Source organism: Sphingobacterium sp. R2 (genome assembly GCF_040760075.1).
GTDB lineage: Bacteria > Bacteroidota > Bacteroidia > Sphingobacteriales > Sphingobacteriaceae > Sphingobacterium.
This window is the reverse complement of sequence record NZ_CP142884.1, coordinates 48303-64222: the sequence shown is the minus strand read 5'-3', so window position 1 is coordinate 64222 and position 15920 is coordinate 48303. Positions and strand designations below refer to the sequence as shown.

14 protein-coding genes are annotated in these 15920 nt (G+C 38.3%); 4 read left to right on the top strand and 10 right to left on the bottom strand.

Features of this window, described 5'->3' with window-relative positions; all coding sequences use genetic code 11:
- Positions 1–49: 49 nt before the first annotated feature.
- Positions 50–1795 carry a M61 family metallopeptidase gene (locus tag VXM68_RS00280; protein ID WP_367210129.1) on the bottom strand — a complete coding sequence of 582 codons (1746 nt, stop codon included), beginning with the start codon at positions 1793–1795 and terminating at the stop codon, positions 50–52.
- A gap of 311 nt (positions 1796–2106) precedes the next feature.
- Here VXM68_RS00280 and VXM68_RS00275 point away from each other — a divergent pair, with 311 nt between their 5' ends.
- Together VXM68_RS00275 and VXM68_RS00270 are read left to right on the top strand one after the other, a co-directional pair.
- On the top strand, positions 2107–2973 hold the full coding sequence (locus VXM68_RS00275) for an N-acetylglucosamine kinase (protein ID WP_293957780.1): 867 nt from the start codon (positions 2107–2109) through the stop codon (positions 2971–2973).
- Between the two features lie 11 nt (positions 2974–2984).
- Positions 2985–3503: a glutathione peroxidase gene (locus VXM68_RS00270; protein ID WP_294186226.1), complete on the top strand. Its 519-nt coding sequence runs from the start codon at positions 2985–2987 to the stop codon at positions 3501–3503.
- A gap of 268 nt (positions 3504–3771) precedes the next feature.
- Here the strand turns inward: VXM68_RS00270 and VXM68_RS00265 are convergent, their stop codons facing one another.
- Together VXM68_RS00265 and VXM68_RS00260 are read right to left on the bottom strand one after the other, a co-directional pair.
- A complete protein-coding gene (locus VXM68_RS00265; RefSeq protein ID WP_367210128.1) occupies positions 3772–3990 on the bottom strand; it encodes a hypothetical protein in 219 nt (72 codons plus the stop codon).
- Between the two features lie 150 nt (positions 3991–4140).
- The gene (locus VXM68_RS00260; protein ID WP_312331360.1) at positions 4141–5052 is read right to left on the bottom strand and encodes a LysR family transcriptional regulator; all 912 of its coding nucleotides are present in this window, start codon (positions 5050–5052) and stop codon (positions 4141–4143) included.
- Positions 5053–5189: 137 nt separating this feature from the next.
- Here VXM68_RS00260 and VXM68_RS00255 point away from each other — a divergent pair, with 137 nt between their 5' ends.
- The gene (locus VXM68_RS00255; protein ID WP_367210127.1) at positions 5190–5903 is read left to right on the top strand and encodes a class I SAM-dependent methyltransferase; all 714 of its coding nucleotides are present in this window, start codon (positions 5190–5192) and stop codon (positions 5901–5903) included.
- A gap of 299 nt (positions 5904–6202) precedes the next feature.
- On the opposite strand, the gene VXM68_RS00250 is transcribed toward VXM68_RS00255, so the two are convergent.
- Genes VXM68_RS00250 through VXM68_RS00240 form a run of 3 tightly spaced genes read right to left on the bottom strand, consistent with a single transcriptional unit; the run spans position 6203 to position 8684 of the window.
- Positions 6203–6658 (bottom strand): NUDIX domain-containing protein, encoded by a 456-nt coding sequence (locus VXM68_RS00250; RefSeq protein WP_367210126.1) that lies wholly within the window; start codon positions 6656–6658, stop codon positions 6203–6205.
- Positions 6659–6694: 36 nt separating this feature from the next.
- Complete coding sequence (locus VXM68_RS00245) at positions 6695–7441, bottom strand: hypothetical protein (RefSeq protein ID WP_367210125.1); 747 nt, start codon at positions 7439–7441, stop codon at positions 6695–6697.
- Positions 7442–7493: 52 nt separating this feature from the next.
- Positions 7494–8684, bottom strand: coding sequence for a DEAD/DEAH box helicase (locus tag VXM68_RS00240; protein WP_293957787.1), 1191 nt, complete (start codon positions 8682–8684; stop codon positions 7494–7496).
- Between the two features lie 228 nt (positions 8685–8912).
- Here VXM68_RS00240 and VXM68_RS00235 point away from each other — a divergent pair, with 228 nt between their 5' ends.
- Positions 8913–11327: a thiamine pyrophosphate-dependent enzyme gene (locus VXM68_RS00235; protein ID WP_367210124.1), complete on the top strand. Its 2415-nt coding sequence runs from the start codon at positions 8913–8915 to the stop codon at positions 11325–11327.
- 55 nt (positions 11328–11382) lie between these two features.
- Here the strand turns inward: VXM68_RS00235 and VXM68_RS00230 are convergent, their stop codons facing one another.
- The 4 genes from VXM68_RS00230 to VXM68_RS00215 form a co-directional block, all read right to left on the bottom strand.
- Positions 11383–12237 carry an ROK family protein gene (locus tag VXM68_RS00230; protein WP_312331365.1) on the bottom strand — a complete coding sequence of 285 codons (855 nt, stop codon included), beginning with the start codon at positions 12235–12237 and terminating at the stop codon, positions 11383–11385.
- Entirely contained in the window at positions 12224–13330 is a 1107-nt protein-coding gene (aroC, locus tag VXM68_RS00225; RefSeq protein ID WP_293957790.1) for a chorismate synthase, read from the bottom strand. The genes VXM68_RS00230 and aroC overlap by 14 nt, the downstream gene beginning before the upstream one ends.
- A gap of 200 nt (positions 13331–13530) precedes the next feature.
- Complete coding sequence (aroA, locus tag VXM68_RS00220) at positions 13531–14781, bottom strand: 3-phosphoshikimate 1-carboxyvinyltransferase (protein WP_367210123.1); 1251 nt, start codon at positions 14779–14781, stop codon at positions 13531–13533.
- Positions 14781–15893 (bottom strand): chorismate mutase, encoded by a 1113-nt coding sequence (locus VXM68_RS00215; RefSeq protein ID WP_367210122.1) that lies wholly within the window; start codon positions 15891–15893, stop codon positions 14781–14783. The genes aroA and VXM68_RS00215 overlap by 1 nt, the downstream gene beginning before the upstream one ends.
- Between the last annotated feature and the right edge of the window lie 27 nt (positions 15894–15920).

The following is a 15920-nucleotide window of genomic DNA, read 5'->3' as shown; positions in this document are numbered from 1 at the left end:
AAAATAGCGGAAAACTCCGCTATTATTTTTTCACAGAAATATGTCAGTTTTAAGCCATCCAGATTTTACCCAATAATTCCTGTAGGAAGGTTTGCTCCTTGAGCGGACGAATCTCATAAATCTTTTTAGTATTCTTTCTGATTTGAACCGGTATCTCACGCACCAATCCATCCCGTGCCACCAAAAAGTTTAATAGTTCCCCCTCTTTGGCGTGCTGAACAATGAAATCAATTTCTTTGTCTTTAACATCGAGTCTGATGTTGTTGATTGCAATGAGTTCATCTCTGACATTCAATCCAGCCTCGTATGCGCCAGAATCTTTTTCCACGGTTGTTACTAAGATTAAGCCCTCTACTTTATTTGTGGTAATCCCTAATGTTAAGGCGTTGTTATTGAGATTTGTGTCAATAATTTCATAACCAACTAGATTGAAATAATCGTTATAGTCCAGTTCGCCATCCTGATGCGCCGCGTCGAAAATATCATCTAAGGAAGTGCCCGCGATGCGTTCAGCAAGACTTTTAAATTCATTTTCTTCAAATCCTCGATCAAGTTTTAGGAAAAACTCTTCATAAGCTTCGCGAATAACATCATCCAATTTTAGTTTACCTTCCGTAGCTGCAATAATTTTAATATCCAGCAATGCCGTCAGCATCGCACCTTTATTATAGTAAGATATACCTGAATTTATTGAATTTTCATCCGGTCTATAATATTTAATCCAAGTATCGAAACTTGAAGCAGCTGCAGACTGTATAGCATGCCCGGGACGATTCAATATAGTATTAAAGTCGTTAGCTAACAAAGAGAGGTATTCTTTTTCGCTATAGAATCCACATCGTTTAATAATTAGGTTATCATAATACGAAGTGAATCCTTCCATAATCCATAGTCCCGTCGTATAGTTTTCGGCATCGTAATTAAACGGGCCTAAAGCTTTTGGACGTAAGCGTTTTACATTCCAAAGATGAAAATACTCATGCGCCACGAGGCTCAGGTAATTTTTGTAACTGGTCTCGTTAAGATAGGCATTTCTTGACGCCCCCAAAACCGTGGAATTGAGATGTTCTAACCCGCCACCTCCAGACTGATAATTATGTGTAATAATCACATAACGCTTATTCGGGTTAGAACCCCAAATACGGGTTTCTTCTTCAACAATACGAGTGATGTCTTTTGTCAATTTTGCTTTATCATAACTTCCCCCTCCAACCATGGCACATTCATGTTCGACACCCGCAGCCTGAAATTTCCAGATATCCTGATTACCAACTTCGATGGGACTATCGTATAAGATATCAAAATTTGGCGCATAAAATTTATGCTCCTCAATTTGTTCAAGCCCCGTTGATATGCTCGTCCAAGTATCTTTTAAATTTATGCGGACTGTAGTCGGATGGTCGATCCGGTTATCAATATAGAAGAATGTCGCTGGCGGTACAATAAAAGCATGGTCGCTATCAAAAAAATTAGTACGTACTGAAGCTTCAAACCCATAGACGGCATAGACTACTTCAATTTGATCCAACGATTCTGTGGGTATTCGCCAGGTATTTTTAGAAATTTTTTGATAGTTGATTGTATTTCCCGTTTTGTCAAGTGATCGGAATCGTTCTACATTTTTAGCGTATTCGCGAATTAAATAAGATCCAGGAGACCATACCGGCATTTTTAGGTCGACATAAGGCTGGCTGAGATTTGTTATGCTCATTTTCACCTCAATATAATGAGCTTGCACTTCTGAAAATGTTACTTCAAAATGTATTTCGGGTATGTTTAAATGGTCACTATCCATGAAAAATAAATTTAGTATGAGCTCACAAAGCTAGAAAGTATCGTATGATTAATCAAACAAAAAAATATATTAATGGTTCTTTAATAACTGCAATAGGCATAAAATAGTACGCTATAGGGAGATATTGAAATTCTCTCCAATATACTATTTTTCAGTTAAAGATATTGTATGAATTGAACAATTATTCGTGGTGCTTTTGACTGAAATCCTATTTATGAGGTTTGTTGAAAGACGCAAAAAATCTGTTTTTTATCAGAATTTTTGCTAAGTTTGATACAATAGTTTATTGGGGAAAATAATCAAGAATTTGTATGATCTTAGTTGTTGATAGCGGCTCTTCAAAGTCGGATTGGAAGTTGGAATTGCCAGATAGTGCGCCTATCTCATTCAGCACAAATGGACTTAATCCTTTTTTTGTCAATGAAAAGGAAATTACACGTGTTATCAAGGAAATACCCGAAATTATTCCATATGCTGATGAAGTTACAGAATTGTATTTCTTTGGTGCGGGATGCATCACCCCTGATCGTAGGGAAATGGTATCGAATGCATTGACCCCCTTATTTGAAAATGCCTATATTTCTGTTGAAAATGATCTTTTTGGAAGTGCTTTAGCGACATGCGGCAATAAAAAAGGTTATGTAGCAACCTTAGGAACAGGGTCGGATCTCAGTTTCTTTGATGGAGAAGAGTTGATGCCTTCACACAATGGAAATGGCTATGTATTAGGTGATGAAGGTTCTGGAGCTTACTTCGGGAAAAATTTAGTCAGACTTTTTCTATATGGACGTATGCCCAGGGATCTGAATGAGAAATTTGCGAACAAGTATAGAATCAATAAAGAGATTGTCATCAAAAATGTGTATCAAAAGGAGCGCCCAAATGCATTCCTAGCATCTTTTGCACCCTTCATGTCAGATAATATTACGCATCCCTTTATTATTGATTTAGTTAAGAGCGGATTTGAAGAATTTGTTCAGGCATCAATTTTGACCTATCCAGATTATAATAAATATGACTGTCACTTTGTGGGTTCTATTGCATATAGTTTTGATCTAATTTTACGGGAAGTCTGTGATACACATCAGATCAAGGTAGGCACCATTTTAAAATCGCCTATTAACGAGCTGTTCGACGCCGTATTGGAAAGAGAGAGTAATTCATTGTTAAGTCTTTAAAATAATTAAATATGATTATCGCTACTATTATGGTGTATATGTCAATGTTATTTGGCAATCCCAATTTTTATGATTTTAAGTTTACATCGCTTGACGGTAAAGAAGTCAAAATGTCTGATTTCAAAGGTAAAAAAATATTGATTGTGAATACCGCATCTAAATGTGGTTTTACAAAACAGTACAAAGACCTCCAAGAATTGCACAAAACTTTTGGAGATAAGCTGGTCATTATAGGGTTCCCAGCAAATAATTTCGGACAACAAGAGCCAGGTTCAAATGCGCAGATTCAAGAGTTTTGTGAACAAAATTATGGTGTTGATTTTCTAATGGCAGAGAAAGTGGATGTTAAGGGTGATCAAATGGCTCCATTATTTAAGTATCTAATCGCACAGGATAATCCCGATTTTAAGGGGGAAATTAAGTGGAATTTTGAAAAATTCCTGATCGATGAGCACGGTAAGCTTGCACACCGTTTCCGTTCAGCCACCAATCCACTCGATCCAGCAATTGTAAATTGGGTTAAAAACTAAAAGTGATAAAATGAGCGAATAAAAAGAGCTGCATTTTGCAGCTCTTTTTATTCGCTCATTTTAATTGATATGTTTATTTTCCTTTTATACAGGCATTAAGCACATTTATACAACCTTTTCCTAAGGGGTTGAATTTCTTTACAATTCGGAATATTGCAACGATTTTTGATGACTGTAAGACCATATTCCCACTTTGGGTGAAAGACGTTGAAATAGAAGCTATTCTAAAGATGTCATTTTTAAAAGCGGAGTATCTGTTCCAAAATTTTTATATCCATAATTTGTGATACTCAATCTTAATGTTTTTGACAACGACGACGCGGAGACCAATTGCTTTATACCGATGCATCACTTCTGTAAGATCTATTTCGACTGATGTGAACTGCGCAGATAAAAATGTCGGAAGCAATTGAGTAATTAAGAAAAGGAGTAAGAGAAGATGGCTTCTCATCAATTGATTTGTTGAGATTTTAGTAATCGTATGCATGTAAGGAAATCTTTTCTAATGAAAAGCAATAATTATTGATTCAATACGAAGTAAACCTTATCCATAGGTAGCTCAGATAAATAAAGGGGCGATTAATGCAACTGATCATTCAGCAGAGATAGGGATGTAAATAATCAATCCAACAATTCTTTAGGAGGCGTTAAATTTACGGTATTCTTTTTGGATACAATCCATAAATTCGCCTAATGCGCTGTTTTTACTTTTTCTATTGGATACCAGGATGATTTCTGTTTTGCTATCTATGTCTTCAATTTTCATAGTTTTTAGTTTCAAATGTGGATACTGTTTGATACTGGAAGCGGGGACTACTGCTAATCCCAGACCTTGTGAAACTAATTCGAGAATAGAAGATATCGAGTTGCTCTGATGTACAATCTTAGGTTCGAACCCCATGCGATTACACGTATTAATAACATGGCGATGGTATTCGGACGCATATTTTTGATTGAAAGAGATAAAACTTTCATTAAAGAAGTTAATATCACTAAACACTATCTGTGTCGGGCCTACAATTACCATTGGATCTTCGAAGAGAGGAGTGGTCAATAATTCACTCGAATAAATCGGGGAACGCATTATACCTAGATCCAGTTTACCATTTTCTAGCGCCAATTTCTGTTTGTGTGTCGACGTTTCAAAAAGACTCACTCTTAAGTATGGAAATTTCTGTTGAATGTGTTTCAATACTGTGGCGAGCATTTTCTTGGGCGTTGAACTAATATACCCCAACTTGAATTCTCCAGAAATATTGTTGTGGATCTGCTTCGTGATTGTTTTGCTGTGCTCTATATTCTGAAGAATTTCCACAACCTCCTCCAAAAAGTATTTACCGGCTTCTGTTAGTTCGACGCGTTTGTTGGTTCTGAAAAAAAGGATGACCCCCAACTCGTCTTCAAGGTCTTTAATCTGCCGGCTTAACGGCGGTTGGGACATAAATAGACGTTCTGCTGCTCGGCCAAAATGAAGTTCTTCGGCTACTGTTTTGAAATAAATAAGATGTCGTATTTCCATCGATACTTTTTTGGTATGAATTCTTGACAAAATAAATATTTTTAATGAATTTCAGTTAGTCTTACCTTTAAATTGTTAAAAAATAATGGGTGGGCCACAATATAATCATTCTGCATATGGTCATGCTCTATGAGGCTAGTCCGAATTAAAAAAACAATAATTTAGAGATGAATAAAGCAACTTTACAGGAAATTGAAGCACGGTTTGACAATGATGTAGAACGTTTTTCAAATTTAGAAACAGGCCAAGCGACCACAGTTGATGCGGTTTGGAACATGGAGCTGATTACAGATGCCATTGCAAGTGTTTATCCAAATGCAAAAAACATATTGGATATTGGATGTGGAGCAGGAAATTACGATGTTAAGTTATTACAAAAACTGAAATCTAATCCAAATTTTAGTCTTGTAGACTTAAGTCAACCCATGTTAAATAGAGCACAAGAGCGTGTAAGTGCGCTGACAAAAGGAGAAATACAGTTGATAAAGGGAGACTTTAGGGAAGTTTCCTTGGAAGAGGAAAAATTCGATGTCATTATTGCTACTTCGGTTTTACATCACTTACGGGATGACGAGGATTGGTTAATCACTTTTAAAAAGTTATTCCGTCTGCTAAAATCGGGTGGAAGTGTATGGATTTTTGATTTGATAGAACAGAATAACGTTTATCTCCAAGAGCTAATTTATAAGGAGAAATATGGTGAATATTTAACTAAATTGAAGGATGAGGAGTATCGTGATCATGTTTTTGACTATATTAAACATGAGGATACGCCGAGATCCCTGGTTTACCAGCTCAATTTATTGACCGATGTTGGTTTTAACAATGTGGATGTTTTGCACAAGAATTTATGTTTCGCCTCGTATGTAGCCTTTAAATAGCGGGTTGTATAAATAGGGCTTTAATAAATAAGGCGATACGGGGAGTATCGCCATAAAATCACACTAACTATTAAAAACCCTATAGGACTAGGAATTTACATATTCAATAAACCAATTTCTGTCTTATCCCACGCTCTTCCAACATTATTCCCAATCACATGTGAGATGTCAAATAAATAATAAAATGTAATTATTGAGGTCAATACTTTAAAAAAAACAAGCATTTCCATTGGTTTACGTAAAGATATATCTTTATTTTTTAAATACAAATAAAAATCATGAAAATTGAAAAATTATTATTATCTAATCCTTTTCAAGAATTCCTTCCACGCGATTTGATCTGTTTTGAAGGTTAGATCTTCAATGAGAACCGATTCAATTGGCACCCATCGAAACGATTGAAGTTTATTGTCTTCGGGTTTTTGATCCGGATCAAAATCGAAAGCGGTGTTCGTAGTTCTGATTTGAATTGGTGAAGTATTCTTAACCTGATAGTAAATGGATATTATCTGACTATCATTGAAGCTTGATTTCTCATAAAAGTCAGTAGTATAAATGTGCTTAACGACAGCAACTTCAAAATTACACTCTTCCTGATACTCCCGGATCAAAGCGTCCAATAAACCTTCTCCATATTCTAAGCCCCCGCCGGGGAATTTGGTAAATGAAACATTTTCCGTCCTTTCATCACTGATCAACACCTCTTGTTTTTCATTGATCAATATACCGTACACTCTTACGTTAAATGGAAACATGAGTTAATTATGTTTGTATATATTTAGTTTTTTTATTTATAGTGGCATAAAGCCGTTGTCAATAGCAAGTTCGTCCAATCCGATATACGAATAATGTCTAGGAAGGAACCAGCCTATCGCTTCCATAATGTTCGTAAACTCTTTTTCTGTGCTAAATTGGTTGGCAACGATATTGAATGCTAAATCTTGTGTAGCATTTTCCTCATCTTTATAATTACGTGCCAGCAGCATAATTTTAGCATTCTTTACACCATGGTAATCCAAAAATTCACGTATTTGTGTACGTACTGTTTGTGGAAGAATAGTTTCAGCTGGCTGCCCAACTAATATTTCCTCATCTTTGCCAATAATTGTTGGTGTGTTTTTCTTTGAAAAAATGCTCTCATCCGTGTAAAATTCTTCATTCAGAAAGAAGTTGACCAAATCGCCATAGGTGAACACCCAATCTGGATTTTCATGCTGTGTATTAATTGCAATACCAAAACCCCTTGGTAACACAAAATCTTTTAGTCGATTTTTGATGACGAACGCTTGAAAGTTCTGATCTTTTGGAGCGCTTTCGAGTTGGAAATAAGGAAATCCGTCCGGACCAACAACCACTTCTGTCTCGGCTAATTTTAATGTACATTCAGCAATATTTTTTAAAAATGTATCCCGCCATTCCTCATCCCGATCTTCAAAAGGAATCTCCATCAGACTATTCACGATGATAGTTTTTTCCAGGTCTCCTAGACGGTTATCATCTCCGTTGTTACTATCATCAAATAAATGTATTGTATTCATCTCGAATTGTGATTTTATGATTTTCAAGTAAAAGTAAAAGAATATTTATTAATTAACGACGTTTTCTCGATTTTGAAGAACCTTTCCGCGGATTGGTTTGACTACTAGAAAGCATTTTCTCCCAGCTTAGCAAGTAAGGGTGCTGATCGTCAATTCTAATGTGCCGTTTTAAGGATAGTTGCAATTTGATCCATTTTTCGTTGTCTTCAGCGTCGCAAAACGTGAATGCTTTTCCGTCAGCGTCAGAACGACCAGTCCGGCCAATCCGATGGGTATATAGCTCTGGCGAATCTGGAACTTCGTAATTGATGATCGCTTCCAGATCAGGAAAATCTACTCCGCGTGCCAAGAGGTCTGTTGCAATTAAAACACGTATATCTTTTCGTCTAAACTGAGCAATGATCTCTTCTCGTTTTTGCTGCGACTTATCACCATACAAAGCCAAACAAGAAACACCATTTCGGTTTAAAGCAGTTTCAATCCGTTCGACTCCTTGCACCGTTCGCGTGAAAACGATGACCTGTCGTGAAATCCTGTTTTCAAGCAGATGGCTCAATAAACTCTTTTTATCATTCTTGTCGACATAAAATACAGATTCCTCTATTTGACCTTTTTTTAAGGCTGTATCAATAATGATCTCGACCGGGTTGTTTAACTTTTTTCGAACAATTTTTTCGATTTCGGCGGTTTTTGTGGCTGAACTAAAAATAGATTGTCTTTCAGCAGGCAATTTATTGATGATTTTGTTGATATCCGCCGCAAAACCGAGATCAAGCAATTGATCGAATTCATCGATCACCAAGGTATCTATCCTCTCTAAATCAATAATTCCCTGATCCAGAAAGTCCAGCAAACGACCCGGAGTCGCAAGGATCATATGCGCTTGAGGATAAACGTCCAATTGACTTTCATAAGTTCCACCGCCATAAAAGCTGGCGATGATCAAATCCATACCTTCGATAAAATTCGTTATGCGCTGTTGGGTTTGAATACAAAGTTCCCGTGTTGGGAGCAGTACAAGTACAGATGGACGGGCAGCGGTAACTTTAGTTTGTAAACGTTGAATAATTGGGATCGCGTAAGCCTCAGTTTTCCCCGTTCCGGTCGGTGCAATCGCTAAACAATCCCTGCCCTCTAAAATGGCTGGTATAGCTCTTTCTTGAACAGGTGTAAGCGAAAAAAGCTTTCGTTTTTCAAGATTAGCGCTAAGGAATTTATCGAGTTTTAGTGTTGAAAAATTCAAAATAATGAATATAAAATCCAAAAATAGAAATTAAAAAGGACAAAGCTGATTTTACGTCGTTATAGGTATTAAAAAATCTATGTAAATTAGGAATTTTTATCAAAAAGTACTAATTTGATAAATTAGAATATTCTATTTCAAATAAGGACTGTCGATTGTCAATTTATTTGACAAACACCAATTATATAGAATAATATTTTTGTTAAATTTGTTGAAACAAAAAAGAATATGTTTGATACTACATTTGACCAAAACAATGAATCTATTTCCACTTTGAGCTTTGATGAGTTCAAAAAGATTATTGTGAATGATTATCGAACTGCCTTGGAAAGTCGTTACGTAAGTTTATTGGGACGTAAAGAAGTGCTTACAGGTAAGGCTAAGTTTGGTATTTTTGGCGATGGAAAAGAATTGGCACAAATCGCGATGGCTAAAGTTTTCAGAAATGGAGATTGGCGATCGGGATATTACCGTGACCAAACATTTATATTTGCTTCAGGCATCAGTGATGTATACCATTTTTTCTCTCAACTGTATGCCCACCCCGATGTAGAGGCAGATCCTTCTTCTGCAGGAAGACAAATGAATTGCCATTTTTCGACACGTGTTGTGGATGATCAGGGAAACTGGTTGAACCAAATGACTCAAAAAAACTCGTTTTCAGATATTTCGACAACAGGAGGGCAAATGGCAAGGCTGCTAGGGCTGGGCTTGGCTTCCAAATTGTATAAGCAGAATAGAAATTTGGATTACCTGTCTTATTTTTCAAATAAAGGAAACGAAGTTGCATTTTGCTCGATCGGCAATGCTGCTACTTCTGAAGGTGTATTTTTCGAAGTCATTAACGCAGTAGGGGTTCACCAGATTCCGACCGTGATTTCCATTTGGGATGACGGATATGGTATATCTGTACCTAACGAAATTCAAACAACAAAAGGAGATATTTCAGAAGTGCTTCAAGGATTTCAGAAGGAAGAATTGACCAATGGGATTGAAATATTCAAAGTGAGAGGATGGGATTATGCGGGATTATGTGAAACTTATGAAAAGGCTGCCCATATTGCTCGCGAGAAACATATTCCTTGTTTGATCCACGTGACCGAGCTGACACAGCCCCAAGGGCATTCTTCTTCAGGTTCACATGAGCGTTATAAATCTAAGGAAAGATTACAATGGGAGACTGACTTCGATTGCATTGCAAAAATGAAAGACTGGATAATAAGTTCGGGAATCGCCACTTTAGAAGAGCTTGAACAACTGGATCAACAGGCTAAAGATCATGTTCGTCAAGAACAGAAGCGAGCCTGGACTGATTATATCAAAACGTTGAGCCTGGAGGCAAAGGAAGCCATAGATTTACTTCAGGGTATTCCAAACGAACGCGCCGATTTTGCTTCCAAAAAATTGCAATCGATGGTTGAACCTTCTTTAAAAGAGGTGTACGGTCAGGTCCGCAAGGTGCTGCATGAACTGAAAGGACAGCATAGTGAGCAACGTCAGCAATTATTAAGTTGGTACAAAGAAAAGCAGAAGGTTAATAAGAAACGTTATAACTCTAAGTTGTTTACAGCTGGTGTCGATTCTCCTGCCCATGTAAAGATTGTTCCTGCTTTGTACAGTGAAGAGGCTAAAGTTGTCGACGGCCGTGAAGTCCTCAATTTGTGCTTTGAGGAGAACTTTAGACGGGACGAAAGGCTGTTGGCTTTCGGAGAGGATGTGGGTAAAATTGGAGATGTAAATCAAGGTTTTGCAGGATTACAGGAAAAACTTGGCGTACATCGTGTATTTGATACTGGTATTCGGGAGAATTCGATTATAGGGAAAGGGCTTGGTTTGGCAATCCGCGGGTTTCGTCCGATAGCGGAAATCCAATATTTAGATTACCTAATTTACGGCATTACAGTAGCAAGTGACGATTTGGCAACTTTAAGTTACCGTACCTTTGCTGGGCAAAAAGCACCAGTAATTATTCGTACACGCGGCCATCGATTAGAAGGTATATGGCACTCCGGATCACCGATGTCGGTAATTTTAGGCGCCCTGAGAGGGTTACATGTATGCGTGCCGCGTAATATGACCCAGGCAGCTGGTATGTATAACACCTTGTTCCGCTCAGATGAGCCAGCTATTGTTATTGAATGCCTGAATGGGTATCGTCTTAAAGAACGCTTGCCTGAGAATGTAGGTGAATTTACAGTGCCAATTGGCTATGCGGAATGTATAAGAGAGGGGCATGACATCACGGTAGTATCCTATGGATCCACTTTGCGTGTTGTTGAAGAAGCTGCCATGGAATTGGAACGCTTGGGTATATTTATTGAAATTATTGATGCGCAAACGCTACAGCCTTTTGACAAAGGAAAACTTTGTGTTGAATCTTTGAAAAAAACAAATAAACTACTTGTTGTGGATGAGGATGTGCCAGGTGGGGCTTCAGCCTTTATCTTACAAGAGGTGTTAGAGAAGCAAAATGGCTATTATCTATTAGACAGTCAGCCGCGAACACTCACTGCCAAAGCGCATCGTCCACCATACGGCTCTGACGGAGATTATTTTTCAAAACCATCTTCTGACGATGTCGTCGAGATGGTCTATTCAATTATGCATGAAGCTAACCCAGAAAAATATCCATCTATGTTTTAATAGATGGATATTTTTCTGGGTTTATTTAATCCTAGCGTTGGAATGAAATCTCTTATCAGCTGAATATACTTGCAGCACCGATCATTGCCGCTTTTTCGCCAAGTATGGCCGTGTAAATTTGGAACTTTTCAAATTCTTTTCGATCCGCGATAAAAATAGGTAGGGCTTTTGCAATATTGCCACCGACAATAAATAGTTCAGATGAATGTTTCTCTGAGAAAAACTGCATAAAATCAAATAGATGTTTAGCATATTCATCTTTGATGATTTGAAACTCCGCAGTTTCCCTGTAATGATCTAAAATTTCTTTCAGTCCGGTCACATCCTTACCTGCTATCTCTTTGAAACGTTTTACGAACCATCGTGTGACCAGAAATTCCTCAAAGATACAATCTTCATAAGGGCTATTCCATAGAGCCGCATCAAAAGCCTTCTCGCCTTTATTCCAAACCGCAGATCCAAGTCCAGTCCCCAATGTAATTCCTAGTATACGCTTATTCGTTTGAAGTTGTTGTACGAATATTTCACCTTGTAAGAAAGCCGCTGCATCATTGATAAAGTGAATAGACATAGGGGAAAGTCCTAGTTCATTACCTAGCAGAGTTTTAATATCTTGGTCGTAAAGATGGTCGTATTTGCTTTGTCCTTGTATCTTTGATATTCCATTTTCGTAGTCAAATGGTCCTGGCATGGCAATTCCGATGAATTGAACAGGAGCAGGAGAGGTGGCTATGGTATCACTGATGGCTGATGCCCAGGTTTGTAAAATCGTTTTAGCATCTCCTTGAGAAAAAACGTGGTTTCTGGCCACGTTTTCTAAGTATATATTCCATTGTTTTGTGTCAATGATACAGGCAGAAATATGTGTGCCTCCAATATCAACACCTACGACATAATTATCTTGCAGCATGTTTGTAACTTTGATTTTTAAGTAGATGATCCGCGATTACAAGTGCCGCCATAGCTTCCACAATAATTACTGCTCTCGAAACAACACAAGGGTCATGTCTTCCCTTGCCACTAGCAATAGCAGGGTTGCCATGGACATCTACCGTTTCTTGATCTCTCATGATAGTGGCAACAGGCTTAAATGCTACTTTGAACGTAATATCCATACCATTTGAAATCCCGCCCTGAATACCTCCAGAGAAGTTGGTATGGGTGTGCACTCGAGTTAAATCATGGTCATCTGCTACAAATATATCATTATGTTCGGAACCTCGCAACTCTGATCCAGCAAAACCTGAACCATATTCAAAACCATGTACAGCATTGATGCTCATCATTGCCTTGGCAAGATCCGCATGTAGTTTATCAAAGACTGGTTCGCCTAAGCCCACGGGGACATGTCTGATGACAGCCGATATCCGTCCACCAACAGTATCACCAGCTTTTCTGATCGAATCGATAAATTCAACCATTTCATTCGCTGTTGCTGGATCCGCGCAACGTGCGATGTTGGATTCCCGTAAATCAAGAAGGCTCTTTAGATCTTTTGTATCCACATTTGGAGCTTCAATAGTACCAACTCCAGAAACGTGGGCAAAGATTTCTATACCAAATTGTTTTAGAAAGCTCTTCGCTACAGCGCCCGCAGCGACACGGGCTGCAGTCTCTCTTGCAGAAGAACGTCCTCCACCACGATAGTCACGGATACCATATTTCATCTGGTAGGTGAAATCAGCATGAGAAGGTCTGAAAATATCTTTGATATGTGTGTAATCTTTCGAACGCTGATCTTCATTTGGAATGACAATCGCAATAGGTGTACCTGTTGATTTTCCTTCGAATACACCGGATAATATTTGTGCTGTATCACTTTCTTTCCTCTGCGTCGTGATTTTGGATTGACCTGGTTTTCGTTTGTCGAGCTCAGACTGGATAAAATCCTCGTCTATTGTTATATTTGAAGGGCAACCATCAATAATTACACCGATAGCTTTGCCATGTGATTCGCCAAAAGTGCTGATTCTGAATAAGTCGCCAAATGAATTTCCTGCCATAAAAATTAAATTTCAATAAACTTAGATAAATTTGCTTTTATATGCAATTGTAAAGCTTGAGAAGGGATTCAAATTTGTGGATTTTTCTCGTCTATTAGTCCTTACTGATTGCATTCATTATTTTGTTCAAGGCGAAAAGCCTGTTGGGGTATAATAGGTGGAAACAGGGATTATGTTGATTTAATCCCTGTTTTAATATGCTATTCAATGACAAAAGCTTGCGCCTGTAAATGATTCCAAAAATCAGGATATGATTTTTCTACAACTTGAGGTTCAGCAATCTTAATCTGGTCGAAAACTAATGCCAGTGGTGCGAACGCCATCGCCATGCGATGATCTTCGTAAGTATCGAAAGTAACCTCTTCAGGCTGATATACCTGCGCTGTTTTCAGATGGTAGGTATCGCCATCTTCAATTAGCTCGGCTCCAAATTTAGCAATTTCCTTTTGTAGTGCCGCGATACGGTCAGTCTCCTTAATTTTTAAGGTCTCCAAGCCCGTAAAAGATGCATCTCGTTTTAACGCAGCCGCTACAACAACTACAGTTTGTGCGAGATCGGGACATTCTTTAAAGTTAAATAAGCTTACATCCGAACCGATTACCTTTTTATTTAAGTGTAATCCGTCCGATTCAAAGCTCGATTGTACACCAAAATGCTCCATAATGCTTATAATGGCAATATCACCCTGTAAGCTGTTTTTTCTTAATCCGGGCAATACGATCGATGCGTTTGCATCTGCTAGTGCGACGATAGCGTACCAATAGGAAGCAGCGCTCCAATCTGGCTCGACATATATTGTTTGTTTCTCAAATGCCTGCGGCGCAATTTTAATCGCATTGTTTTTCCATTCATGCTGAATCCCGACACTTTTCAGCATATCCAAGGTCATTGATACATAAGGTCTGGAGGTTAATTCACCCTCAATCTCTAAAGTAAGCCCTTTTTTTAATGCAGGTGCAATTAATAAGAGGGCTGATATATATTGGCTGCTGATATTACCTTTAATCTTGACGCGGTCTTTTTCTTGAAACAGCCCGCCCTCAATTTTCAAAGGAGGGTATCCGACTTTCTTGTCATAGTGGATGTCTGCACCAATTTCTTTCATGGCATCAACTAATATACCTATAGGACGCTGTTGCATGCGTTCAGTACCTGTAAGGATAAAATTTCCTTTGACAAGGTTGAGGTAAGCCGTTAAGAATCGCATGGCCGTTCCCGCTGGACCGATGTCAATTGTGTTGAATCCTGGTTTCGGATCTGAAGCAATTTGTAGCACACGGTTTAACGTTACCGTATCTGCAGCTTCAGAAAGGTTGGCTATTTCAACTTGTCCTTTACTCAATGACTGGATAATAAGAGCACGGTTGCTCTCAGATTTTGAACCTGTGAGTTGAACCGTACCCTGTATTTTTTTTGAAGGATGCGTCAGCGTGATGACTTGTTGATTCATTATGCTTCTGCTGTTGGTTGTTCCTGAGTGTTCATGACCACATTTTGTTTGCGAATAGATTCGTTGTGAATCAATTCGAGGAATTTTGTCGCAAACTCACTTCCCAACGAAAGCGCCTCTGCTAATTTGGTGCGTTTTTGAACAATCTCATCCCAACGGTTAACTTGCAAAATTGTCACGTTGTTATCGCGTTTGTATTCACCTATTTTCTCCGCTATTTTCATGCGTTCACCAATTTTTTGGATGATCAAATCATCTAATTTGTCGATGTTGCTACGCAATTCTGCTAATTTATCTTCGAAGGAAGGATTGTCAGAAGCTGCTTTACGTAACGTCAAGTGGTCGATCAACTCGGCCAATGCAGCTGGCGTTACTTGTTGTTTTGCGTCAGTCCAAGCGACAGATGGATCAATATGTGATTCGATGATCAATCCTTGCATATCCATATCCATTGCTTTTTGTGCGATGTATGGTAACAATTCGCGGTTTCCACAGATGTGGCTTGGGTCGTTGATGATCGGTAGATTAGGACAAGCAGTTTTTAACTGAATCGCTAAATCCCACATTGGTTCATTACGGAATGCTGTTTTCTCGTAAGAAGAGAAACCTCTATGGATAGCACCTAATTTTTTGATACCAGCACGGTTGATACGTTCCAATGCACCGATCCACAACGATAAATCTGGGTTTACAGGGTTTTTAACAAATACTGGAATATCTACACCTTGTAAAGCATCAGCAATTTCTTGCACGGTAAATGGATTGGCAGTTGAACGTGCACCTACCCATAGTACATCCACACCAGCAGCCAAAGCTTCTTCCACGTGTTTTGCTGTAGCAACTTCAGTAGCTGTGAATAAACCTGTTTCTTCTTTCGCTCTTTTCAACCACTCCAAACCAATTGAACCGATACCTTCAAATTCTCCCGGACGAGTACGTGGTTTCCAGATACCAGCACGTAAAATATTTACTTTTCCGGTATTTGCCAACAAATGCGCTGTTGATACCAGCTGCTCTTCTGTTTCTGCACTACAAGGGCCTGCGATAATTAAAGGTTTGTCTCCTGTGTCCAACCAAGATTTTAAAGGAGTGATGTCTAATGTATTTTTCATGTTAAGTTTGATTATCTATTTTAATAT